Annotated in this window: 21 protein-coding genes; 9 read left to right on the top strand and 12 right to left on the bottom strand. The window is 59.3% G+C overall.

What is annotated here, in order from left to right:
- Positions 1-26: 26 nt before the first annotated feature.
- From ACR0C3_RS08275 to ACR0C3_RS08265, 3 genes are all read right to left on the bottom strand, one after another.
- Entirely contained in the window at positions 27-1193 is a 1167-nt protein-coding gene (locus ACR0C3_RS08275; protein ID WP_480758029.1) for an isovaleryl-CoA dehydrogenase, read from the bottom strand.
- A 170-nt stretch (positions 1194-1363) separates the two neighbouring features.
- On the bottom strand, positions 1364-2554 hold the full coding sequence (locus ACR0C3_RS08270; RefSeq protein ID WP_480758028.1) for a DegT/DnrJ/EryC1/StrS family aminotransferase: 1191 nt from the start codon (positions 2552-2554) through the stop codon (positions 1364-1366).
- Between the two features lie 39 nt (positions 2555-2593).
- Positions 2594-3265: an HAD-IA family hydrolase gene (locus ACR0C3_RS08265; RefSeq protein WP_480758027.1), complete on the bottom strand. Its 672-nt coding sequence runs from the start codon at positions 3263-3265 to the stop codon at positions 2594-2596.
- A 134-nt stretch (positions 3266-3399) separates the two neighbouring features.
- Between ACR0C3_RS08265 and glmU the strand changes: the two genes are divergently transcribed.
- The 4 genes from glmU to ACR0C3_RS08245 are packed head-to-tail and all read left to right on the top strand — an operon-like array spanning position 3400 to position 7807.
- Positions 3400-4752, top strand: coding sequence for a bifunctional UDP-N-acetylglucosamine diphosphorylase/glucosamine-1-phosphate N-acetyltransferase GlmU (gene glmU, locus ACR0C3_RS08260; RefSeq protein WP_480758026.1), 1353 nt, complete (start codon positions 3400-3402; stop codon positions 4750-4752).
- A 4-nt stretch (positions 4753-4756) separates the two neighbouring features.
- Entirely contained in the window at positions 4757-6580 is a 1824-nt protein-coding gene (gene glmS, locus ACR0C3_RS08255; RefSeq protein ID WP_480758025.1) for a glutamine--fructose-6-phosphate transaminase (isomerizing), read from the top strand.
- Between the two features lie 3 nt (positions 6581-6583).
- Positions 6584-7126, top strand: a complete 543-nt coding sequence (locus ACR0C3_RS08250; protein WP_480758024.1) for a pyridoxamine 5'-phosphate oxidase family protein — start codon at positions 6584-6586, stop codon at positions 7124-7126.
- Positions 7127-7129: 3 nt separating this feature from the next.
- A complete protein-coding gene (locus ACR0C3_RS08245; protein ID WP_480758023.1) occupies positions 7130-7807 on the top strand; it encodes a DNA alkylation repair protein in 678 nt (225 codons plus the stop codon).
- On the opposite strand, the gene ACR0C3_RS08240 is transcribed toward ACR0C3_RS08245, so the two are convergent.
- Positions 7804-8235, bottom strand: coding sequence for a hypothetical protein (locus ACR0C3_RS08240; RefSeq protein WP_170467929.1), 432 nt, complete (start codon positions 8233-8235; stop codon positions 7804-7806). The two genes, ACR0C3_RS08245 and ACR0C3_RS08240, sit on opposite strands and share 4 nt — an antisense overlap.
- A 90-nt stretch (positions 8236-8325) precedes the next feature.
- Between ACR0C3_RS08240 and moaA the strand changes: the two genes are divergently transcribed.
- Positions 8326-9333 (top strand): GTP 3',8-cyclase MoaA, encoded by a 1008-nt coding sequence (gene moaA / locus ACR0C3_RS08235; RefSeq protein ID WP_480758176.1) that lies wholly within the window; start codon positions 8326-8328, stop codon positions 9331-9333.
- 1 nt (position 9334) lies between these two features.
- The gene (locus tag ACR0C3_RS08230) at positions 9335-10657 is read left to right on the top strand and encodes a 3-deoxy-D-manno-octulosonic acid transferase (RefSeq protein WP_480758022.1); all 1323 of its coding nucleotides are present in this window, start codon (positions 9335-9337) and stop codon (positions 10655-10657) included.
- A gap of 42 nt (positions 10658-10699) precedes the next feature.
- Here ACR0C3_RS08230 and ACR0C3_RS08225 read toward each other — a convergent pair whose 3' ends face one another.
- Genes ACR0C3_RS08225 through ACR0C3_RS08210 form a run of 4 tightly spaced genes read right to left on the bottom strand, consistent with a single transcriptional unit; the run spans position 10700 to position 16057 of the window.
- Positions 10700-11863 carry a M20 aminoacylase family protein gene (locus ACR0C3_RS08225; RefSeq protein WP_480758021.1) on the bottom strand — a complete coding sequence of 388 codons (1164 nt, stop codon included), beginning with the start codon at positions 11861-11863 and terminating at the stop codon, positions 10700-10702.
- Positions 11864-11880: 17 nt separating this feature from the next.
- Positions 11881-13047 (bottom strand): M20 aminoacylase family protein, encoded by a 1167-nt coding sequence (locus ACR0C3_RS08220; RefSeq protein ID WP_170719089.1) that lies wholly within the window; start codon positions 13045-13047, stop codon positions 11881-11883.
- The gene (gene argE / locus ACR0C3_RS08215) at positions 13038-14231 is read right to left on the bottom strand and encodes an acetylornithine deacetylase (protein WP_480758020.1); all 1194 of its coding nucleotides are present in this window, start codon (positions 14229-14231) and stop codon (positions 13038-13040) included. The genes ACR0C3_RS08220 and argE overlap by 10 nt, the downstream gene beginning before the upstream one ends.
- A 5-nt stretch (positions 14232-14236) precedes the next feature.
- On the bottom strand, positions 14237-16057 hold the full coding sequence (locus ACR0C3_RS08210; protein WP_480758019.1) for an ABC transporter ATP-binding protein: 1821 nt from the start codon (positions 16055-16057) through the stop codon (positions 14237-14239).
- Positions 16058-16343: 286 nt separating this feature from the next.
- Between ACR0C3_RS08210 and ACR0C3_RS08205 the strand changes: the two genes are divergently transcribed.
- The 3 genes from ACR0C3_RS08205 to ACR0C3_RS08195 all read left to right on the top strand — a co-directional run bounded on the left by ACR0C3_RS08205 (position 16344) and on the right by ACR0C3_RS08195 (position 20127).
- Positions 16344-18050, top strand: coding sequence for a peptide ABC transporter substrate-binding protein (locus tag ACR0C3_RS08205; RefSeq protein ID WP_480722897.1), 1707 nt, complete (start codon positions 16344-16346; stop codon positions 18048-18050).
- Positions 18051-18146: 96 nt separating this feature from the next.
- Positions 18147-19154 carry an ABC transporter permease gene (locus ACR0C3_RS08200; RefSeq protein ID WP_170375080.1) on the top strand — a complete coding sequence of 336 codons (1008 nt, stop codon included), beginning with the start codon at positions 18147-18149 and terminating at the stop codon, positions 19152-19154.
- Complete coding sequence (locus ACR0C3_RS08195) at positions 19147-20127, top strand: ABC transporter permease (RefSeq protein ID WP_170375078.1); 981 nt, start codon at positions 19147-19149, stop codon at positions 20125-20127. Before ACR0C3_RS08200 ends, ACR0C3_RS08195 begins: the two co-directional genes overlap by 8 nt.
- A gap of 6 nt (positions 20128-20133) precedes the next feature.
- Here the strand turns inward: ACR0C3_RS08195 and ACR0C3_RS08190 are convergent, their stop codons facing one another.
- The 4 genes from ACR0C3_RS08190 to ACR0C3_RS08175 all read right to left on the bottom strand — a co-directional run bounded on the left by ACR0C3_RS08190 (position 20134) and on the right by ACR0C3_RS08175 (position 24695).
- Positions 20134-21270 carry an MFS transporter gene (locus tag ACR0C3_RS08190; protein ID WP_480758018.1) on the bottom strand — a complete coding sequence of 379 codons (1137 nt, stop codon included), beginning with the start codon at positions 21268-21270 and terminating at the stop codon, positions 20134-20136.
- Positions 21271-21342: 72 nt separating this feature from the next.
- Positions 21343-22620 (bottom strand): DUF3422 family protein, encoded by a 1278-nt coding sequence (locus tag ACR0C3_RS08185; RefSeq protein ID WP_480758017.1) that lies wholly within the window; start codon positions 22618-22620, stop codon positions 21343-21345.
- Positions 22621-22727: 107 nt separating this feature from the next.
- The gene (locus tag ACR0C3_RS08180) at positions 22728-23084 is read right to left on the bottom strand and encodes a VOC family protein (RefSeq protein WP_480758016.1); all 357 of its coding nucleotides are present in this window, start codon (positions 23082-23084) and stop codon (positions 22728-22730) included.
- A 159-nt stretch (positions 23085-23243) separates the two neighbouring features.
- Entirely contained in the window at positions 23244-24695 is a 1452-nt protein-coding gene (locus ACR0C3_RS08175) for an NAD(P)(+) transhydrogenase (Re/Si-specific) subunit beta (RefSeq protein ID WP_170375069.1), read from the bottom strand.
- Positions 24696-24703 lie beyond the last annotated feature (8 nt).

Below are 24703 nucleotides of genomic sequence, written 5' to 3'. Positions count from 1 at the left end.
AGTTCCCTCGGCTGCGGGGCGATTTCTTATCCCAGCATTTCGCCCATCAATTCACGACCGATCAGCATGCGGCGGATTTCGCTGGTCCCGGCCCCGATCTCCATCAGCTTGGCATCCCGGAAGATCCGGCTGACCGGAGCGTCTGACAAGAACCCCGCCCCTCCCATCGCCTGTACGGCCTGATGCGCCTGCGTCATCGCCGCCTCAGAGGCATAGAGGCAGCACGCCGCCGCGTCCTGACGGGTCACGTCCCCTCTGTCGCAGGCCTTGGCGACCTCATACACGTAAGCACGGGCCGAGTTCATCGCAGTGTACATATCTGCGATCTTGCCCTGCATCAGTTGGAACATGCCGATGGGTTTGCCGAACTGCTTGCGCTCGGCCAGATAGGGCATGATTTCATCCAGACATGCGGCCATGATGCCGGTTCCGATCCCGGCCAGCACAACACGTTCATAGTCGAGCCCGGACATCAGAACGGCAACACCCTTGCCCTCTTCGCCCAGAACATTCTCAAACGGTACTTCTACGTCTTCAAAGATCAGTTCTGCGGTGTTGGACCCACGCATCCCAAGCTTGTCGAAATGGGGCGAGGTCGAGAATCCCGTCATCTCTTTCTCGATCAGAAACGCGGTGATCCCTTTCGATCCCGCATCCGGGTCGGTCTTGGCATAGACGACCAGAGTATCCGCATCCGGCCCATTGGTGATCCAATACTTGTTCCCGTTCAGGCGGTAGTGATCATTGCGCTTCTCGGCGCGCAGCTTCATCGAAACCACATCCGATCCAGCCGAGGGTTCGGACATCGCAAGCGCGCCCACATGTTCGCCCGAGATCAGGCGTGGGAGGTATTTTTGTTTTTGCTCTTCCGTGCCGTTCAGCTTGATCTGGTTCACGCAGAGGTTCGAATGCGCGCCATAGGACAGCGAGACCGAGGCCGAGGCCCGCGCGATCTCCTCGATCGCGATGGTATGGGCCAGATAAGACATGCCAGCGCCACCATATTCCTCGGGCACGGTCACGCCCAACAGGCCAAGCGCGCCCATCTCAGTCCATAGCTCATTGGGGAACGCGTTCGACGCATCGACCTCGGCCGCCATCGGCTTGACCCGCTCCTGCGCCCAACGATGCACCATCTCGCGCAGCGCATTCACGTCGTCGCCCAGATCGAATTGCATACTCGCCATGAACATTGACGCTCTCCTCTCAGCATTAATGAACAAGTGTTCAATAACTGGATACCAGCGAATCTGCGGCGGGTCAATCATTCCGGGCGCTCCGGTTCCAACACGCAAAACGCCGCCCGAACCGGGGCGGCGTTTTCTAAAAAATCAAGCGTGCGCTGCGGGCGCACTCAATTGGATCACGATTGGTAGACGGCTCCGACCTCGGCCCGGATAATGCGGGAAATCAGCTGGCAGTCTTCCAGCGAAAAGGTCAGAGGCACACGCATGTCCATGATCCCCGCCAAAACCCGGTCCGAGGCAGGCATTCGCTCACTTTCGGCATAGCGCCAACTGTCATAGCGTGAGGTAAACCCGGTGGGCTCGGCACCGCCGAACCATTTCAACTCCACCCCGCGGCTGGCACAGCGGTTGATCACCTCGGCGATCCTTTCAGGCAGCCAATCGAGCAACAGGAACTGGATCGACGACCCCACATAGGTCTCTGCCTCGGGACGCTCGACCATCGTCAGGCCGGGCGTTCCCCGCAGACCGTCTTCAATGGCCTGATACCGTTCGTTCCACCGGCCAACCTGCCGATCCAAATCACGTAACTGAGGACGCAAAATCGCAGCGCGCAGGTTGTCCATACGACCCGAAACGTTCGGCGTGGTGTATTTGATCCGCTCGAACACCTCTGGCTCCGGCGCAGCCAGATGCCGCTCGTAGAGCATGTAGGACCCCGACAGCATAGTGGCTTTGGCCGCAAGTTCCTCATCATCGGTAACCAGCAGACCACCCTCGCCCGAGTTCACATGTTTGTAGGTCTGGCACGAATAACACCCGATAGCCCCTTGCCGGCCCGAGAGCTGCCCGCGCCACGCGGCCCCCATCGTATGGGCGCAGTCCTCTATAACGATCACGCCGGCTGCATCGCAGAGTTGCATCAACCGGTCCATGTCGCACAGATGGCCACGCATATGGCTGAGCATCAGAACCCGCGCCTGATCCAGCTTGGCTTCCAGATCTTCCAGATCAATGGTCAGGTTTTCGGTCACACCGACAAAAACCGGCTTGGCCCCGACCGAAGCAATTGCCCCCGGCACAGGGGCCAGAGTAAACGCGTTGGTCAGCACCGGCTCGCCGGGCTGCACACCTACGGCCCGCAATGCGGTCGCCAAAGCATAGCCACCCGACGATACGGCAAGGCAATATTTCGCCCCCATCTGGGCCGCGAATTCCTGCTCCAGCAGCGCAGTCTCGCCCAATTCGCCAGGCACGACGTTATAGCGATGAAGGCGTCCGTGTCGCAGAACGGTCAGAGCGGCCTCGACCGCCTCGTCCGGGATGGGTTCTTGCTGGGTGAAGCTGCCGGTGAATGTCTCAGTCATGGCCTAGTTCTGGTGCTCCATCCGGTCCGGGTCAAGGGATCAAGCCGCCGCACCGATCAACTCAGTCACAAGATCGGGCAGATCGTCGAAATGATGCAGCAAGGCTTCAGGCTCCAAAACGGCCATATCGTCGCCAGAGGGCCCGAACGTGACCAAAACCGAAGGAACCCCGGCCGCCTTCGCGGTGTTGCGGTCGGTATCGGAATCGCCGATCAGAACGCACAGGTCCGGATGCCCACCAGCACGCCGCGCGGCCTCGCGCAGCGGCTCGGGGTCAGGTTTGCGCACCGCTAGAGTGTCTGCGCCGACCAAGGAGGCGAAGTGATCCAGAACCCCCATTTGGCTGAGCAATTGATGCGCCAGACGTTCAGGTTTGTTGGTGCATATCCCAACGCCATAACCTGCGGCTTTCAGGGCCTCGACCGCCTCCAAAGCACCGGGGTAGAACTGCGTGTGGGTGTCGATGTCCTGCGCGTAGGCCTCAAGCAAAACCGGGTAATACGCGTCAACCGTGCCTTCATCATAGGCCCCGACGCGCTTCAATCCGTGCGTCAACATCATGCGCCCGCCACGTACGGCGATGCCCGCATCCTGCCCATGAACCAGAACATCCCCATGCCCCATCTCGCGAAAACAATGGTTTGCAGCGGCCAGCAAATCGCCCGATGTATCCGCCAAAGTCCCGTCCAGATCGAAGATGACCGTGCGCATTGCGCCTCCTTGCTCGGCAGGTTTCCGCCATGTCCTGTTGCAATCGGCAATCTTGTTTGATGGCCGAACGGCTTGCGCCTTTGCCCTCAGCGGATAAAACGGACGGCAACAAAACACAAAGAGAAAACGATTTCATGACCACCGCCCTTGTCATCCTTGCCGCCGGGAAAGGCACCAGGATGAATTCGGACATCCCAAAAGTCCTGCACCCGATCGCTCAGGTTCCGATGCTGGTTCACGCCATGCGCGCCGGTTCGGTGCTGTCGCCCGAGCGCACCGTGATCGTCACAGGCCACGGGGCCGAGGCCGTCGCCAAGGTCGCACAGGCCGAGGATGAGACCGCGCAGATCGCCGTGCAGGAGGAGCAACTGGGAACCGCCCATGCCGTCGCGCAAGCCCGCGATGCGCTAACGGGGTTCGATGGCGATGTCGTGGTCCTTTACGGTGACACACCGTTCCTTCAGCCTGACACGCTCGAGCGGATGATCGAAGCGCGCGCGCAGAATGATCTGGTGATTCTGGGCTTTGAAGCCGCCGACCCATCACGCTACGGCCGCCTGGTGATGAACGGCGAAACGTTGGAGCGGATCGTCGAGTTCAAAGATGCCTCGGATGAAGAACGCGCGATCACCTTCTGCAACTCGGGTCTGTTGGCCTGCAACGCGGAAACCTTGATGTCCCTTATTGATGCGGTCAGCAACGACAACGCTTCGGGCGAATACTACCTGACGGATGTGGTCGAAATCGCCCGCTCCCGCGATCTGAGCGTGACAGCGGTCGCCTGTGACGAGGCGCAGACTTTAGGCGTGAACTCGCGCGCAGATCTGGCCGCGGCGGATGCGGTCTTTCAGGCACAGGCACGGGCCGAGCTGCTGGATTTGGGCGTCACACTGATGGCCTCTGACACTGTCTACCTTGCCGCCGATACAGTCATCGGGCGCGACACGGTGATCGAACCGAATGTGGTCTTCGGTCCCGGCGTGACCGTCGAAAGCGGCGCAACGATCCGGGCGTTTTCGCATCTGGAGGGCTGCCATGTCAGCCGAGGGGCCATCATCGGTCCCTACGCCCGCTTGCGCCCCGGCGCGGAACTGGCGGAAAACGCGCGCATCGGCAATTTCGTCGAGATCAAGAATGCCGAGATCGCCGAGGGCGCAAAGGTCAATCACCTCAGCTACATCGGGGATGCCTCGGTCGGGGCGGGTTCGAATATCGGTGCGGGGACGATTACCTGCAACTATGACGGCGTGATGAAACACAAGACCACGATTGGTGAGGGTGTCTTTATTGGCTCCAACACCATGCTCGTAGCCCCCGTTAGCGTAGGCGATGGTGCAATGACGGCAACCGGTACGGTCGTGACCAAAGACGTGGAAGCCGAGGCGCTTGCTGTCGCGCGCGCCAAGCAGGAGAACAAGCCCGGCTATGCGCGCAAATTGTTTGATATGTTAAAGGCGAAAAAGGCTCGCCGCGATAAAGAGGCCTGATTTTATGTGTGGAATTGTTGGTGTATTGGGACAGCATGAGGCTGCCCCCATTTTGGTTGAAGCCCTGAAACGGCTGGAATATCGCGGCTATGACAGCGCAGGGATTGCGACCGTCAACGATGGCGCTTTGGGACGCCGTCGGGCCGTTGGCAAGCTGGTGAACTTGAGCGACCTTCTGGTCCACGATCCTTTGCCCGGCAAATCCGGGATCGGGCACACCCGCTGGGCCACGCACGGCGCGCCCTCGGTCACCAACGCGCATCCGCACAAGGCCGGGCCTGTTGCAGTCGTACATAACGGGATTGTCGAGAATTACCGCGAGCTGCGTGCCGAACTGGCCGGACACGGCGTGGATTTCGTGACTGAGACCGACACTGAAACCGTGGCCCTGATGGCCGCGCACTACCTGAATACCGGTCTGTCCCCTGTTGAAGCGGCCTTCAAGACCATCGACCAGCTGGAAGGTGCATTTGCGTTGGCCTTTCTGTTCGACGGTCAAGACGACCTGATCGTGGCCGCGCGCAAGGGTTCTCCGCTGGCGATCGGCCATGGAGAAGGAGAGATGTATGTGGGGTCGGACGCGATTGCTCTGGCTCCGCTGACCAACAAGATCACCTATCTTGAGGAAGGCGACCGCGCTGTCCTGACCCGCACCTCGCTGGAAATTCGCACCGAAGCCGGTGAACTGGCCAATCGCGAAATGCGTAAGATCAAGCTGGATACGGCCCGCGCCGACAAGGGCGAACACAAGCACTTCATGGCCAAGGAAATCGCCGAGCAACCGGTGGTCGTGGCGGAGGCGATCCGCTCCTACCTGCCCACCGGCGGAGACCGCGTGGTTCTACCCGAGACCGATCTGGATTTCACCAAGCTGGATCGCCTGACCATGGTCGCCTGCGGCACGGCCTTCTATGCCTGCCTGACAGCAAAATACTGGTTCGAGCAGCTGGCGAAAATGCCGGTTGAGGTCGATATCGCCAGCGAGTTCCGCTATCGCGAACCACCCATTACCGACCGTACCATGGCGCTGTTCGTCAGCCAGTCGGGCGAAACCGCCGATACATTGGCCGCGCTGCGCTATTGCGAGGGCAAGGCGGACAAGATTGTGTCGGTCATCAATGTCCCCGAAAGCTCGATTGCGCGGGAAAGCCATATCGCCCTGCCCATCCACGCAGGGGTTGAGATCGGCGTTGCCTCGACCAAGGCCTTTACCTGCCAGCTGAGCGTGTTGCTGATGCTTGCGCTCAAGGCCGCCGCTGATCGGGGCACGCTGAGCGATGAGGAATTGGCCGATCACGCCGCCGCTCTGCGCGGCTTACCCTCGGTCCTGAACGCCGCTTTGGATCAGAACCGCGCCATCCGCAAATCTGCCCAGCGCCTGTCCGAGGCGCGTGACGTGCTGTTCCTGGGCCGTGGCCTGATGTATCCGCTGGCGATGGAAGGCGCGCTGAAACTGAAGGAAATCAGCTATATCCATGCCGAAGGTTACGCGTCGGGTGAATTGAAACACGGCCCCATCGCGTTGATCGACAAGCATATGCCGGTGGTGGTCATGGCCCCGCGCGACGCCGTTTTCGACAAGACCGTCTCGAACATGCAAGAGGTGATGGCCCGCAAGGGCAAGGTGATCCTTGTCTCTGATGATGATGGCATTGCCGAGGCCGGGGATGATGTCTGGAGCACGATCCGCATGCCCCACATCCACACCAACCTGACCCCGATCCTCTATTCCGTTCCGGCGCAGTTGCTGGCCTATCATACGGCTGTCGCCAAGGGGACGGATGTGGACCAGCCGCGCAACCTCGCGAAATCTGTGACTGTGGAGTAAGACATGGCCAAGCAGTTTCCCCATCTCGACGACGCGCATCAGACATTCATCAACGATCAGCACATGTTCTTCGTGGGCAGCGCCGGGGTTGAGGGGCGGGTCAACATCTCACCCAAGGGCATGGATTCACTGCGTATTCTGGGGCCAAACCGGATTGCCTGGATGAACCTGACCGGCAGCGGGAATGAGACTGCCGGGCATCTGCTTGAGGTCAACCGCATGACCCTGATGTGGTGCTCCTTCACCACCCGCCCGCTGATCCTGCGCACCTACGGCACCGCACGCACCCTGCATGCAGGGGATGACGGCTGGGACGAATTGGCAGGTCACTTCCCGAACCACCGCAGCGCGCGGCAGATCTATGACCTCAGCATTGATCTGGTGCAGACCTCCTGCGGTTATGCGGTCCCGTTCATGGAGTTCCAATCGGATCGCGACACGATGCAAAAATGGGTCGACGGCAAATCAGACGACGATATCCGCGCCTATTGGGTCGCGAAGAACCAACAGACGATTGACGGCAAGCCCACCGGCGTTCCGGTCTAGACCATGCTTGCCCCCTATCTGGATCAGATCAAGGCACATGCCGATGCCGAACGCGCGGAACAGGTCGCGGTCTATCACAAGGCCGAGCGTCCCTATCTGGGCGTCGCGGTTCCTGTTCTCAACGATCTGACCAAAGCCTGGCGCAAGGAATTGTCCATTGCAGAGCGCGTCACCCTCGCGGATGCGCTCTGGCAGACCAACATTCACGAGGCGCGCGTTGCGGCCTCCAAACTGCTGACCCAGGCGCGCATTCGCCCAGATGAGGATGTGTGGGCCTTGTTGCAAAGCTGGGTGTCCGATTTCGACGCATGGGCCATCGCCGACCACGCTTGCACCGCCATCCAGAAACGCCTGAGCGCCGATCCCACACGGCTGGATCAGGTTAAAACATGGACGGGATCAGACCACATGTGGACCCGCCGCGCTGCTCTGGTCTCGACCCTGCCTTGGACCAAGCAGAACCACCCCAAACCCGAAGATCTGGCGCGCCGAGATCGCATCCTCGGATGGGCTGCAGGCTATGTGCCCGATCGGAACTGGTTCATTCAGAAATCCATAGCATGGTGGCTGCGGGAACTCTCCAAACATGATCCCGAACGGGTCGTGGCTTTTCTGGACGCACATGGCGACGCGATGAAACCCTTTGCCCGGCGTGAGTCCAGAAAATACCTGAAAAGTTAGTTCGCGTAGACCTCGACCTCGACCAACTGATCGAACGGCACCAGCAACGCACGCATGGCATCCAGTGACAAACGGCTGCCACCCGTCTCGGGCCCCGAGGCCGGAACCAGTGTGATGTAAGCCTGCGCCCCAGTTTTCGGCACAACCACTCGCGCGGTCACCTCGGAATCGACCAACGGCGTCTGCATCCAGCGGCCCGGCGTCGACGGATCGCCCAACCCGGCAATGGTCGTCTTGGCACCGGTCCAGTTCGCTGTCGCGGTTGCAGGCTGGATATAGGCTGAGCTTTCCGCCTCAGCAGGTGCGGTCTCTACAGCAGCAGGTGTTACCTCAGCAGCCTCATCGCGCCCCAACAAACGATCCGTTGTCGAACGCACGGTATCGCACCCGACCAGCAAAACGCAGGATATCACAAGCAGTTCTCTCATACTCCGAACCTACTACCCCTCATGCAGCTGTACCAGACCAAAGCACAGTTCACTCTTGTCGCGGGCCTGTTCCAGCTTTACCTATACCGCATGACTGCTCCGCTTATTGATCCTTTCGCCCGTGCCATCACGTATCTGCGCGTCTCGGTAACCGACCGCTGCGACTTTCGCTGCGTCTATTGCATGTCCGAGAACATGACCTTTCTGCCCAAGAAAGAGCTGCTGACGCTGGAAGAGCTGGACCGCATGTGTTCCACCTTCGTGAATATGGGCGTTGAGAAACTGCGCATCACCGGTGGTGAGCCGCTCGTGCGTCGCAATATCATGACGTTCTTCAACTCCATGACCCGTCATCTGGAAAGCGGCGCGCTGAAAGAACTGACGCTTACAACCAATGGCTCGCAGCTTTCGCGATTTGCCGATGACCTCTGCGCGGCGGGTGTGCGACGGGTGAATATCTCGCTGGACACGCTGGATGAGGATAAATTCGCAGCCGTTACGCGATGGGGACGTCTGAAACAGGTTCTGAACGGGATTGATGCCGCGCAAAAGGCGGGCCTGCGGGTCAAGATTAACGCTGTGGCTCTGAAGGGCTTCAACGAACCCGAATTGCCCCAGATCACCGAATGGTGCGCCGAACGCGACATGGACTTGACCTGGATCGAGGTCATGCCGATGGGCGACATCGGCAATGAGGACCGGTTGGACCAGTACTGGTCGCTGAAAGATGTGCGCAAGGAATACGAAAACCACTACAGCGTGACCGATCTTGCCGAACGCTCCGGAGGGCCTGCGCGTTATGTCCGGCTTGAGGAAACCGGCCAGAAGATCGGCTTTATCACCCCGCTTTCCCATAATTTCTGCGAAAGCTGCAACCGCGTGCGCCTTACCTGCACCGGTGAGCTTTACATGTGCCTGGGTCAGGAGGACATGGCCGACCTGCGCGCGCCGTTGCGCGATCACCCGGACACGGAAAAACCCTTGGAAGAGGCGATCCGCGCCGCGATCAACCTCAAGCCCAAAGGGCATGATTTCGACTATTCCCGTCAGGCCGTCGATGGCCAAATGAGCCGCCACATGAGCCACACAGGCGGCTGACATGCCCGGCTCTGACGTTCGTCCGACACTGCTGTACAAGCTGTACTGCGGCGTCACCTCTCTCGCGCAGCCTTTGGCCTGGCGGACCGTGCGCAAAAAGCTGCAGGCGGCCGAAGTCTCGGACCAGCGCCAGCAGGAGCGGCTGGGCTATGCCAGCCTAGATCGCCCCGCAGGACAATTGATCTGGTTTCATGCAGCCAGCGTTGGCGAAAGCCTCTCGGTCCTCAGCCTGATCCACCGGCTTGGCGAGCGCCTGCCGCAAACCGAGTTCCTGATCACCTCCGGCACGCCCACCTCAGCTGCGCTGATTGACAAGCGACTTCCCCCTCGCACCCAACATCAGTTTCCACCCTTGGATAGCGCCCGCCCTGTGCGACGGTTTCTGGACCACTGGGCGCCAGATGCTGCCATACTTGTAGAAAGTGAAATCTGGCCCCGCCTGATCGTCGAGACGGCTGGACGCGGCACGCCTTTGTGTCTCCTGAACGCACGTTTATCCGACAAGTCCGTGGCGGGGTGGCAAAAACGCCCAGAAACTGCGCGCTTCATCCTGGACCATTTCGCGCTGTTTCTCACGCAGAATGACAAAACGGCCACGAATCTGATCGCAATTGGGGCGGACCCTGATCGCGTTCAGCCCGGCACCAACCTCAAGGCGATGTCCGACCCATTGCCGGTGGATCAAACCACGCTGACGGATATCCAAAACCAGATTGGCCATCGACCCGTCTGGATCGCCAGCTCTACCCATGCAGGCGAAGAGGAAACGGTTCTGGCCGCCCACAAAGCTTTGCTTAAGCAGTACCCAGACTTGCTGTTGCTGCTGATACCGCGACACCCGGAACGGCGCGAGGAGGTCGCGACCCTCCTGACCAAAGCCAAACTCACATCGGCCTTCCGAACCAAGACCGACCCTATTACAAATGAGACTCAGGTCTACGTGGCCGATACCCTTGGCGAAACCGGCACATGGTACGCGCTTTGCCCGATTGTCTTTCTCGGCGGGTCTTTGAGAGAGATCGGCGGTCACAACCCGTTCGAACCAGCTCAAGCCGGGGCTGCCGTCATGACCGGTCCGGGCTACTTCAACTTCGCCGAAACTTTCGCACCCCTTATCGACACCGGCGGGGCCGTTCAGGTTGAAACCGCCAAAGATCTTGAGAAAGCCGTCGACAACTGGCTGTCCAACGACGCAGCCCTGACCCAAGCCCGCTCCGCCGCCCGCACCTGCGTCGCAACCCAAAAAGACGCGCTGCAAAACGTGATCGAAACGCTCTGCTCCACACTCGGCCTAGAGCCGAAGGATCCTTCTTCATCTGGCTGAAAATATCCCGGGGGTGTGGGGGCAGAGCCCCCACCCTGTCATTCAGGCCGCAGGCATCCGCTGTTCTACAATCTCGGCCCACCAGCTGCACCCGGCAGGGATGGCCTCATCATTGAAATTGTACTCAGGGTGATGGACCATGGCCGTGTCGCCATTGCCCACGAGGATATAGGCGCCCGGACGTTCTTCCAGCATAAAGGCAAAATCCTCGCCGCCCATGACCAGAGGGGCCTCTTCGCAAGCGCCAGACACCGATCGCGCGACGTCGGCCGCAAACTCGGTCTGCTCATCGCTGTTCACCATAACCGGATAGCCTCGAATATAGGTGACCTCTGCCGTGCCACCAAAGGTCGCCGCTACGCCGTTGCATATCTCGTTGATCCGCTGCTCGGCCAGATCGCGCATCTCCTTGCTCATGGTGCGCACGGTGCCTTTGATCTGAACCGATTGCGGGATCACGTTGAAGGCCTTCGACGAGGTCTCGAACGAGGTCACCGACACAACCACTTGATCAACCGGATCTGCATTGCGCGAGGCGATCGTCTGCAGCGCCAGCACCGCCTGCGCCGTCATCACGGTGGTATCGACCGTCTCCTGCGGTTTCGCCGCATGACCGCCGCGCCCTTCAAACGTGATGTCGAACTGGTCCGTGGCAGCGAAGAACGACCCCGGACGGATCGAGAAGCTGCCAACCGGTTTGCCCGGCCAGTTGTGCATCCCGTAGACCTCCTGAATGTTCCAGCGGTCCATCATGCCGTCTTCACACATCTCGCGACCTCCGCCGCCGCCTTCTTCGGCGGGCTGGAAGATCACGACAACGGTGCCATCGAAATTGCGGGTTTCCGACAGGTACTTCGCTGCACCAAGAAGCATCGCGGTATGACCATCATGGCCGCAGGCGTGCATTGCCCCCGGCGTTTTCGAAGCATAGTCAAGCCCCGTCGCCTCGAGGATCGGCAGAGCGTCCATATCCGCGCGCAGACCGATCACCTTGCCCTTGCTGTCCGACTTGCCCTTGATCACACCGACAACGCCGGTGCGGCCAATGCCGGTGACAACCTCATCGCAGCCGAACTCCGTCAGCTTTTCGGCGACCAGAGCGCTAGTGCGGTGGGTTTCAAACAGGATTTCAGGGTTTTCGTGCAGGTCACGTCGCCACGTTGTGATCTCGTCCTGCAGTTCCGCAAAGCGGTTTTTGACTGGCATATCTTGTCTCTCCTAAATCATCCGGCCGGCATCCGGCGTTCGACCATCTCAGCGAACCAGCTACAACCAGCGGGTATGGCGTCATCATCGAAATTGTATTCTGGGTGGTGACACATCGCAGTGTCTCCGTTCCCTAGAAAGATGTAGGCTCCGGGCCGTTCTTCAAGCATGTAAGCGAAATCTTCCGACGGCATGATCGGATCGGTGCCATCGTTTACCTTTCCAGCCACAGCTGCGGCGGCCTCAGAGGCATAGCTGGTCTCGGCCTCGGAGTTTACCGTCACCGGATAGCCCGGCGTCCATTCTACCTTGGCGGACGCGTCAAAGGCCGAGGCCGTATCTTCTGCAATTCGGCGAACACGCTGTTCCGCGATCGCGCGGTACTCGGGGTCAAGCGTTCGTACCGTGCCTTTCAGACGGACCGTATGCGCAATCACGTTTGAGGCCACGCTGTCCGTCTCGAACGTACCCACCGTCAGAACAACTCGTTTGATCGGATCGACAGTGCGGGCCACAACGGATTGCAAAGACACAACAATATGCGATGCGACAAGCGTTGTATCCACCGCCTCATGCGGGGCTGCCGCGTGGCCACCCTTGCCGGTGACGGTAATTTCGAACTCGTCCGACGAGGCCAGAAGGGCTCCGGGCCGGATCGCAAATTCACCAACCGGCAGGCCAGGCATGTTGTGCATGCCGTAGACTTCCTGAATGCCCCAGCGCTCCATCAACCCGTCCTGACACATAGCGAGACCTCCGGCGCCACCCTCCTCGGCCGGTTGAAAGATCAGCACGGCGGTGCCATCGAAATTCCGCGTCTCGGCCAGGTACTGCGCAGCCCCAAGCAGCATCGAGGTATGCCCGTCATGCCCACAGGCATGCATCTTGCCCGGAACGGTCGAGGCATAGTCCAAACCCGTTGCCTCTTCGATCGGCAGGGCGTCCATATCTGCGCGCAATCCGATCACCCGACCCTTGGTGTCCGAGCGGCCCTTGATCACGGCAACAACGCCAGTCTTGCCGATGCCCTCGGTGATTTCATCGACACCGAAGGCCTTTAGCCGCTCAACAACAAAACCGGCGGTCTCGTGAACGTCATACATCAGTTCGGGATGCGCATGCAGATGGCGACGCCACTTGGTGATCTCTGCCTGCATTTCGGCAAGTCTGTTTTTCACCGGCATTTTGGACCTCCTTGGGTTGAGGTGGACAGTTTATCGACCAATCGCTGCATGAACGCATGGCCCGCTTCGAACTGAGCGACCGAAATGAACTCATTCGGTTGATGTGCCTGCGCAATGTCGCCCGGGCCGCAGATAACCGCTGAATAACCTGCTTCCTGAAACTGCCCGGCCTCGGTGCCATAGCTGACCACATGGCTTGCGTTGTCACCGGTCAGGGCGCGTACCAGAGCTTCGGCCTCACCATCCTGTTCGGGGACCAAACCGGGGATCGAGAAATTCTCAGAGATCTCGATCCGCGCTTCGGGATGAACCGCCTGCATCCGCGCCTCGACCGCGCGCACCTGTTCGAAGTAGGCATCGCGCCATGCGGCTTTGCTTTCATCCGGAACGGTGCGGAAATCCAGCATGAAGTAGCAATCCTTGGCGGTGATATTATGCGCAGTGCCGCCTTCGATCATGCCTACATGGACCGTGGTCCAGGGCGGATCGAACACCGCCGCCGTTTCGCTGGGCGTGGCTGCTTGATTGCGGGCGTTCTGTTCATTTGCCCAATTGATCAGCGGCGCGGCCTCCATGATGGCATTCACGCCTGTGTGCATGATCGAGCTATGAACCTCAAACCCAACCATATGCGTGTCATAGCCAAAACCGCCCTTGTGGCCGGTGACAGCCTGCATTGTCGAAGGCTCGCCCACGATCACAGCCGAGCCTTTGGGCAGCACTTTATTCATCGCCTCGATCATTGGCGGAGCGCCAGTGCATCCAACCTCTTCATCGAAGCTCAGCGCCAGTTGCAAGGGACGTTTGAGCCCCGCTTCGCGCGCCTCGACCAGGGCCCAAATCGCGAGCGCGTCAAAGCCCTTCATGTCGCAGGTGCCGCGTCCGTAGTACTTGCCGTCCTTCTCAGTGACAATGAACGGATCCGTGTCCCAGGGCTGTCCGTCCACCGGAACGACATCGGTGTGACCCGAGAGGACAACGCCCCCCTCTTCCCACGGGCCGACATGCGCAAAAATCGCCGCCTTGTTCGGCTGATCCGGGTCCGGCCAGCGATGGGCTTCGATACCGTGTTCGTTCAGGTAACCTTCGACCCAGTCCACTAGTGGCAAGTTTGTTTCACGGCTTACGGTCGGGAATGAGATCAACTTGGTCATGATCTCAAGCGGCGTCAGACGCTGTGGCATATGTGTTAGTACCCGCTATCCGTAGTCAGGATGAAATGGCCCGGCTCAACCTCGTTGTACGTCGACGGTTCTGGCGCGTATCCGATTGGATGAATGGGTGACGGGATCGGTTTGAAATTCAAATCTTTTTCCGATTTCCGTTTGTTCGGGTCCGCGATTGGAACCGCCTTCATCAGCGCCTGTGTATACGGGTGCTGTGGATTCTCGAACACCCGCGCGCGCGGCCCAAGTTCGACAATCCGGCCCAGATACATCACGCCCACATGGTGGCTGACTCGCTCCACGACGGCCATATCGTGACTGATGAACAGGTAAGACAGGCTCAGTTCGGATTGCAGCTCCATCATCAGGTTCAGCACCTGCGCCTGCACCGACACGTCCAGCGCCGAGACCGCCTCATCCGCGATAATCAGTTTCGGGTTCAACGCCAAGGCCCGGGCGATGGCGATCCGCTGCCGCTGACCGCCGGACATCTCATGCGGGAAACGGCGCATGAAGCTGCGCGGCAGTTGCACCTTGTCGAACAGCTGCGCCACGCGATCCTGCAATTCAGACCCCGAGGCCACACCGTAGTTGCGCATCGGTTCCGCCACTTGGTCGATCAACTGCATCTGCGGATTGAGCGAAGCGAAGGGGTCCTGAAAGATCATCTGCATATCCAGCCGCGCCTTGCGCAGACCGGATTGGTCCAGCTTCATGATATCGACGCCGTCCAGATTGACCTCACCCGCCATCGGCTCGACCAATCGCAGGATCGAGCGCCCGGCCGAGGACTTGCCACATCCCGATTCGCCCACAAGGCTGAGTGTCTGCCCTTTGTTCAGCGTGAACGAGACATCTTCGACCGCGTGAACATTCGAGATTGTCCGGCGCAGCAAACCGCCTTTGACTGGGAAACGCGTGGTCAGGTTCTTGACCGTCAGCAACGTCTCTTCCGTGCCGGGAATCGGAGCGATGTTCTGCCCTTCAACACCCAGAAGTTTCATCGGTTCGGGCGCGGCCTTCCCCTGCATCTCACCCAGTTTCGGTACCGCAGCCAGCAGCGCCTTAGTGTAGTCATGCTGCGGATTTTCGAAAATTTCGGTGACCGGGCCCTCTTCGACCTTGTTGCCACGGAACATGACCACAACGCGGTCGGCCATCTGTGCCACCACGGCCATGTCATGGGTGATGAACATAACCGCAGTGCCCGTTTCGCGTTTCAAACGGTCCATGAGAGCCAGAATCTCAGCCTGAATGGTCACGTCCAATGCGGTCGTCGGTTCGTCCGCGATCAGCAGACGTGGCTCGCACGCCATCGCCATTGCGATCACCACGCGCTGGCGCATGCCCCCTGAAAGCTCGTGCGGGTACTGCTTCAACCGGCGCTCGGGTTCGGGGATTCGCACTTGGCGCAGCAGCTCCAAAGCGCGCTCTTCGGCCTGCGCCTTGGACATTTCCTTGTGAATGCGCAGCCCTTCGGTCAGTTGCCGACCAACGGTAAAAACCGGGTTCAAGGCGGTCATCGGCTCCTGAAAGATCATACCGATCTCGTTGCCGCGAATCTGTTTCATCAGATCCTGATCGGCATCGGCCAGGTCCATCTCGGCCCCGTCGCGACGGTCAAACAGCAGCTCGCCACCGGCGATTTCGCCTCCGCCGAACTCGACAAGGCGCATCAGAGACAGCGAGGAAACCGATTTGCCCGAGCCCGATTCGCCAACAATACAAACCGTTTCACCCGGATTCACCTCGAACGAGACGTCCTCAACGCCGACGACCGGGCCGTCTTTCGTCTGAAACTCCACCCTCAGTTTTTTGATCTGGGCAATTGGTTGATCCAGCACGCGCGCGCTCCCTTTTGGGTCGTTTTGTTTTTATGGATGCCGAACGCTAAGGCGGTGAGCCAGGAAAAGTCAAACGCAATGCACGATTTCGTGACGGCAAGGCTTGCAATTTTCCTAAGTTCTGTTTCGATACCCGCGTAACCGACAACCAGCGAAGGCAGAAATCGCGTTGCGCGAAATGCAATTGCTATTTCTAACAATGCCTTAGCCACAAGTCGGCAACGCCAAATCCGCAGGCATTGCGGAGATAATCGAGACACGCAAGTGTCCAATTCGGGAGTGACTTATGAAGATCAAAACCCTTTTGCTTGGTGCGATTGCAAGCACGGCGATGGCTCCAGCGGCCTTTGCTGAGCGCGGATCGGACGGCAATGTCAGCATCATTTATTGGCAGGCTCCGTCAATTATGAACCCGTTTCTGTCGGGTGGCACAAAAGATGTTGAGGCGGCCTCGCTGGTTATCGAACCACTTGCACGCTACGACCAAGACGGGAACATGGTGCCGTATCTGGCCGCTGAAATCCCGACCGTCGAAAATGGCGGCGTCAGCGAAGACCTGACCACCATCACCTGGAAGATTGCGCCTGGCCTCACATGGTCGGACGGTACTCCGTTCACCTCGGCCGACGTAGTGTTTACCGCAAACTACTGCATGGACCCAGAAGGCGGTTGTGCACAGGTGACCAAGTTTGAAGGCGTCACCGATGTCGAAGCTGTCGATGACCTAACCGTTAAGGTAACGTTCGACGCACCAACCCCCTTCCCCTACGGACCGTTTGTGGGTGGTGAAAGCCCGATCATTCAGGCCGCTCAGTTCGCTGACTGCATGGGCGCAAAAGCCCCTGAATGCACCGATCAGAACTTCAACCCGATCGGCACTGGCCCATTTGTCGTCACCGAGTTTAAGCCAAACGACGTGATTACATTTGCCGCCAATGACAACTACCGTGACCCGGCCAAGCCGGCATTTGCCAGCGTGACCTTCAAAGGTGGCGGCGACGCAACAGCGGCAGGTCGTGCGGTTATGGAAACTGGCGAGTTTGACTACGCGTGGAACCTGCAGCTCGCCCCTGAGGTCATTGCGCAGATGCAGGAAGGTGGCAAAGGTACTCCGGTCGCGGGCTTTGGCCCGCTGGTCGAGCGTATCATGCTGAACCAGACCAACCCATCACCCGACCTGCCGGAAGGTGAGCGCTCGACAGCCGCGCATCCGCACCCATTCCTGCAGGATCCTGCCGTTTACAAAGCCATGTCCATGGCCATCGACCGCCCGCTGCTGGTGGAAATCGGCTATGGCCAAGCTGGCAAGGTGACCTGTAACTGGGTTCCGGCCCCGGCTGCGTTTAGCTCGACCTCGATGAGCTGTGACACGCAGGATATCGAAGGCGCCAAGAAGCTGCTGGACGACGCAGGCATCGTTGATACCGATGGCGACGGCATTCGTGAAAAAGACGGTGTGCCGCTGAAAATCGTCTACCAGACCTCGACCAACGCCGTGCGTCAGGACTTCCAGGCGCTGATCAAGGAATGGTGGAGCCAGATCGGCATCGATTCCGAACTGCGCAACATCAACGCATCGGTCTTCTTCGGTGGTGACCCGGGTTCGCCTGACACCTTCCAGAAGTTCTATGCCGACGTGGAGATGTACGCCAACACCTTCAACGGCACCGACCCGCAGTCCTATCTGGGCAACGGTCTGTGCGACAAGGCACCGAAGCCAGAATCGCAGTGGCAGGGTGAGAACATCAGCCGCTTCTGCAACGAAGAGTTTGACGCCTTGCACGCCAAACTGGCTGAAACCGCAGGTCTGGAAGCCCGTGCGGAAATCGCCAAGCAGCTGAACGACATCATGGTTCAAAACGGCGGCATGATCCCGCTGGTGCACCGTGGCCGTCTGTCGGCGCATGCAAACACCCTGGGTGGTGTTGTCCTGAACGTTTGGGACAGCGAGCTGTGGAACATTGCGGACTGGTACCGCAAGACCGGTTCCTAAGCGTTAATCTTGCAATATCGCGCCCCGATCTTTATCGGGGCGCGGTCATTTGCAGACCACTCCAACAAAAAGACGCATCAACAAAGGCGCCTTTGAATGCTCAACTTTACCATCAGACGACTGGTGCTGGCCGTACCCACGCTGCTGTTCATCAGCCTCGTCATTTTCCTGCTGCTCGAGCTTGCCCCAGGCGACCCGATGGCTCAGGTTCCCCTCACCGTCCCCCCCGAAGTCAAAGAGAAGATGCGCGAGGCGCTTGGCCTTGGCCAGCCGATGCATATCCGGTTCTGGAAATGGATCGTGCAGTTCTTCTGGATCGAGCCGCAGGTTCTGATCGACCATATGTTTGGCACCACTTTCTCTGAAGGTGACCTACGTGTGATTTCGTGGCAGACCCGCTCGCCCGTTATGGACATCGTCGTTCAGCGTATCCCGCAGACCCTGTGGGTTGTTGGCACCGCCTATGTGGTCGCCATCCTGATCGCCCTGCCCATCGGCATCTATTCCGCATACCGACAGTATTCCTGGTTCGACCAGATGGGCACATTCGTCTCGATGGTCGGTTTTTCGGTCCCGCCCTTCTTCTCGGGCGTGCTGGTAATCGTGATCTTCTCGGTCCAGCTGGGCTGGTTCCCATCGATCTATGACACCACCCATGTGGTAAACAGCTGGGATAGCTTCGTCGTACAGCTGAAGCAGATGATCATGCCGGTCATGGTGCTGGCGCTGCAGATCACGGCGCAGTTGAGCCGCTTCATGCGCGCTTCAATGCTGGACAACCTCAACCAAGACTACGTTCGTACCGCTCGCGCCAAAGGGCTGAGCGAATACACGGTTGTGATGGTCCATGTCCTGCGCAACTCGATGATCCCGGTGGTTACCGTTATTGCGCTGGGTATTCCGGCCATCTTCGGCGGCGCAATCATCACCGAGCAGGTTTTCAAGGTGAACGGTATCGGCCAATTGCTGATCGGCGCGATTCAAGCCAACGACCTGCCGATGGTGCAGACGCTGACATTCATCTTTGCCGTGTTGATCGTTCTGTTCAACCTGATTGCTGACGTGCTCTACGGCATTCTGGACCCGAGGATTCGCTATGACTGATACTGATAAATCAGACACGCTGGTCCCCGACGAAGGACTGGCACCTGCCTCAACCGCGCTGCCGACCGCAGGAGTGATGGACGACCTGGCCACCCCGCCCCGCAGCCAGTGGCGCGATGTGTGGGATCAGTTCAAAACGCACAAAGGCGCGATGATCGGAGCGATCCTGTTCATCTTCATCGTCGCCGGTGTGTATCTGGGGCCGTACCTTTGGAGCATCGACCCAACCCAGATCGACATCCGGTCACGCAATCAGGGACCCAGCTGGGCACATCCTTTCGGCACCGATCAGCTGGGCCGGGATATTCTGGCGCGGATGATGTCGGGGGGGCAGACCTCGGTCTCGGTGGGCATCACCGCTATGTTACTGGCGCTGTTTCTCGGGTCTTTCATCGGTGTGATCGCAGGCTTCTTCAAACGCCTCGATGGGCCGCTGATGCGCCTGACCGATCTGTTCCTGGCCCTGCCGCTTCTGCCGCTGCTGCTGGTCATGATGCTGCTGTTCCGCGAGCCACTGTCCGCCGCATTCGGGCTGGAGCGTGGGATTTTCATCCTGATCGTTTGCGCCATCGGCATCACCTCATGGATGCCCACGGCGCGGATCGTGCGCGGCGACGTGCTGGCCATCAAAGAGCGTGAGTTCGTTCTGGCCGCACGCTCCATCGGCACCAGCAACCGGCAGATCATTACACGGCACATCCTGCCGAACGTGCTGTCTCCGATCATGGTGTCGGCGACGCTGGGGATTGCGACGGCGATCATCACAGAAAGCGCGCTGTCCTTCCTCGGGCTCGGCTTCCCGCCGGATTTCCCGACCTGGGGCCGCCTGCTGTTTGATGGTGTCGACTATCTGCAGCAATACCCCGAGCGTGTGTTCTGGCCCGGCCTTGCGATCTCGTTGACTGTTCTCAGTGTGAACTATCTGGGCGATGGCCTACGTGACGCGCTGGATCCGCGCATTCGCGGCCGGTAATCAAACTCAGTCGGCGCGCTTCAGCGCGCCGGCACAGACCACGATCAGCACCGCAAGCGGCAGCAAGACACCAAACGCCATCCGCAGCGACAGCAATTCGGCCAGAAACCCGATCAGCGGCGGTCCGATCAACAACCCCCCATATCCGAGCGTCGCGACACTGGCGATGGCCTGTCCCGGTGGGATGTTTGGGTCGTTGGCTGCGCGGCTGAACGCCAAGGGCATGATCACAGCATAGCCGACCCCCATCAACGTGAACCCGACCAACGCCAATGGTGCAGCACCGGCGGACACAACGCAGAACACCCCTATCGCAGCAAAGACACCACCGCCCCTCGCCGCAGCGACCGGGCCGACGCGCGCGATGAGGAAGCCGCCTCCCAAACGACACACCACCATTGCGACCGAAAAAACCGCATAGCCCAAGGCTGCGACGCTCTCAGCGGCTCCGGTGACGTCGCGCAGGAAAAGGGCGCTCCAATCTGCGACGGCACCTTCCCCCAACGCACCGCATAGCGCCGTGAAGCCAACGAGGATCAACACCCCGGACGGGAATGCAAACACGGCACCTTGAGACTGCTCCGCGCGGCGCGACGTCCATTGTACCCAGGACATCGCTAGAGCCAAGGCGACAACAACTCCCCCCGCAACCAGGAAATGCTGCAGAACAGTCGCATCCCACTGAACCGCTGCAAATCCACTGACCGCCCCGAGGCCGGCACCAAGGCTCCACATCGCATGAAATGAGGACATGAGCGGTTTGTCGTAAGCCTGCTCTACCTCGGCAGCCCATGCGTTCATCGCCACGTCCATCGAGCCATGAAAGGCACCAAACAGAAACAAGAATGCAGCAAGCATGGTGAAGCTGTCGGCCAGCGCCAGCAAAACCAGCGAAAAGGTGTACAGCACCGCGATGATCCGCGTGATCAATACGGCCCCAAACCGGTCGGTCAATCGCCCGGTCACCGGGAAGGAGCAGACGGCACCCGCTGCCATGAACAAAAGACCATAGCCAAGCTCTTCATGGCTGAGGTTCAGATGATCGCGCACCGCAGGAATGCGAGAGGCCCAGATACCGAACAGGGCACCATTCAGCGCGAACATCGCTGTGACGGCGCGCCATGCAGCAACGACACTGATCATATCAAAGCTCCGCTTGTTCGATGCGCTTCGTCGGCTACTAGTACAACGCTACCAAACAGAGGCAAGCGCTGCTCACTCTAGCCGACGCCGAATTCTGCGGACGCCCACCCAAACGGCCAGAATGACCGGGACCGTGACCAAAGCCGTCAACATTCCCTTACTGATCCCCGCCGACGTCAGAGGATACAGCAGATAGCTGACCAGCGAGACGGCGTAGTAGCTGATGGCAACCACCGATAACCCCTCGACTGTGCGCTGCAGGCGCAGGGCCTGATCGGCGCGGCGGTCCATGCTTTCCAGCAAGGCCTGGTTCTGCGCGCTGCGTTCTACGTCCACACGTGTTCTCAGAAGATCTCCGGCGCGGATGGCCCGGTCGGACAGGGCCTGTAGACGCAGTTCCGTCGATTTTACAGTCCGCATCGCAGGGTCATAGCGGCGCATCATGAAATCTGCAAAGCTCTGCCCCCCCATGAACCGCTCTTCCCGCAAGACCTTGACGCGCTGGTTAACGATGGCCTCGTAAGCGCCTGTGGCCCCAAACCGAAAGGAACAGCGTGCCGAGATCGTCTCCAACTCGGTCGAGGTTTTTAGAAGCTGCGGTAGCATATCATCGGGATGTTTGCCGCCATCGGTCATTTCGCCCATCAGCGCGGTCAGCTTCTGATCCAACTCGCCGATGCGAGGGGTCAGCGATTTGACCCGTGCAAACCCCAACATGGACATGGCCTTGTAGGTCTCAATCTCGCACAGGCGCTGGATGATCCGCCCAACCCGGCGCTCTCCGGTTCCATCCGAGACGAACAGCGCAAACCGCATATGCCCTGCCGGGTCGATACGAAAATCGCTGGCGCAGATCGCGGCATCGTCCAAAACGCGGGACACAGCAAGGCTTTCGGGTTCGAACCAATCCGGTAGCAGGTTCTGGACGACGTCATCCTCTGGGCGCGGAACAACTCGTAGCAAAGCCGACGTGATCCTTTGGCCGGGACTGGCCATCATCCAATCCGGGGGGAAGACTTCAAAGTCGGCGGGGTTGAACGCCCGCTCACTCACGTTCTGAGAGATCGCAGTAAAGGTTACGAACTCAGTGTGTTGTTCCCACTTGAGCCAATAGCGTCCGATCTGCCCCGCATAGTGGGTCGCGTCGGGCTGAGGGTGCGGCGCGCCGTGACGATCCAGCAGATTGATCAAATGCGCTATGTCGTCCTGCCGGTCCCCACCTTGCGACGGGCCGGGCTTCTTGATCGCCAGAAAGGCAACCGTGCATGGAACCTGCGCCACCGGAAAAGGTCGGGCGTGCAGTTCATTGGCAAGCCGATAGCGTAAAGGGTGGTCATCGATTGGCGTCATGCGGGGCTCCGATTCATCCGACACACTATACGGCACACCCAAAATACATCAATTCCCATTTTATTTCAGATACTTACAAGAATGCGACGGTATACATTCCAGCCAATTCATTGATTTGGTTGCCATAGCTCGATGGGATTGCCCTCGGGATCGTGAATACGGGCGAATTTGCCTACCTCGCTGTCCCAATCCGGATTGGTTTCGACGGTGATCCCTGCGTCCTTCAACTGACGTGTCAAAGCGGCCAGATCATCAACCCTGAAATTGACCATCCACTGCTGCTCGCTTCGGCCAAAATACGCGGTATCCTGCGCGAAGGGTGCAAAAACGGTATAGCCCTCAGCCTGCTTCCAAGGGACCGGATCGTAGTGGTTTACCCCCAGGTGCTTTTCATACCATTCGCTCAAGGCCTTGGGGTTCTTCGCACGAAAAAAGACCCCGCCGATTCCGTTTACTTTCTCCATGACCTTGCTCCCACAAAGTACCCTTCAGACGTAAAATAGCATATCAAGCCTGCTTCATCTGGCTGCAATACTCTGGAGGCGCGAAGGCCAAGCCCGCTTCAAAGTAGAAAAGAAAAGGGCGCCCGCAGGCGCCCTTTGCAATTGAATTGTGCGTTTTGATCACTCGATCATCGGCAGCAGCTTGTCTAGCGACTGCTTGGCGTCGCCATAGAACATGCGCGTGTTCTCTTTGAAGAACAGCGGGTTCTCGATGCCAGAATAGCCAGTGCCCTGACCGCGCTTCGACACAAAGACCTGCTTGGCCTTCCAGCATTCCAGAACCGGCATTCCGGCGATGGGGCTGTTGGGATCCTCCTGCGCCGCTGGGTTCACGATGTCGTTCGAGCCGATGACGATGGCAACATCCGTGTCCGGGAAATCATCATTGATCTCGTCCATCTCCAGCACGATGTCATACGGCACTTTCGCCTCGGCCAGCAGCACGTTCATGTGGCCCGGCAGACGTCCAGCAACGGGGTGGATCGCAAAGCGCACCTCTTTGCCCTTGGCGCGCAGCTTGCGGACCAGCTCGGACACCGACTGCTGTGCCTGAGCAACAGCCATGCCGTAACCCGGGATAATGACAATGCTATCCGCATCGTTCAACGCAGCCGCCACACCGTCCGCCTCAATTGCGATCTGTTCGCCTTCGACAGCCATCTGCTCACCCTGCGGGCCACCGAAGCCGCCCAGGATCACGCTGACAAAGTGACGGTTCATCGCCTTGCACATGATGTAGGACAGAATCGCACCCGACGATCCGACCAGAGCGCCGACCACAATCAGCAGGTCGTTGCCAAGGCTGAAGCCGATCGCCGCAGCTGCCCAACCTGAATACGAGTTCAGCATCGACACAACCACCGGCATGTCAGCACCACCGATCCCCATGATCAGGTGATAGCCGATGAACAGTGCCGCCAGTGTCATCAGGAACAGCGGGAACAGACCGCCCGAGCTGGTGTACCAGATCAGACAGATCAGCGAGAGACCCGCAGCCGCCGCGTTCAGCATATGACCACCGGGCAGTTTGGTCGCCGCCGAGGTCACTTTGCCCGCCAGCTTGCCATAGGCCACAACCGAGCCGGTAAAGGTGATCGCACCGATGAAGATGCCCAGGAACAGCTCAACATGCAGGATCGCCAGTTCCGCCGGAGTCTTCTTGGCGATCAACTTGGCAAAGGCGCCAAGGTCGGACAGGTCCGCCTGACCCGCGCTATCTTTGATCGCCATGACCTGAGCCACGTTTCCGATCTCAAAATGCGCGTTGAAGCCGACGAACACAGCCGCCAGACCGACCAGCGAGTGCATCGCAGCGACCAGCTGCGGCATCTCGGTCATCTGGACGCGTTGCGCCACGTATTGACCGATCAGACCACCGCCGATGATCAGCAGAATGGACAGCAGCCAGAGGCCCGAACCCGGACCGACAAGCGTGGCGAAGACCGCCAGCGCCATACCAACGATACCATACCAGACCGCGCGCTTGGCGCTTTCCTGGTTCGAAAGGCCTCCGAGCGACAGGATGAAAAGGACAGCCGCAACAACGTAAGCGGCAGAAGTGAAGCCAATCATATGCCCGA

The organism is Ruegeria sp. CK3, assembly GCF_056536565.1.
The sequence above is the reverse complement of the archived record's forward strand: the minus strand, read 5'-3'. Positions and strand labels throughout refer to the sequence as shown.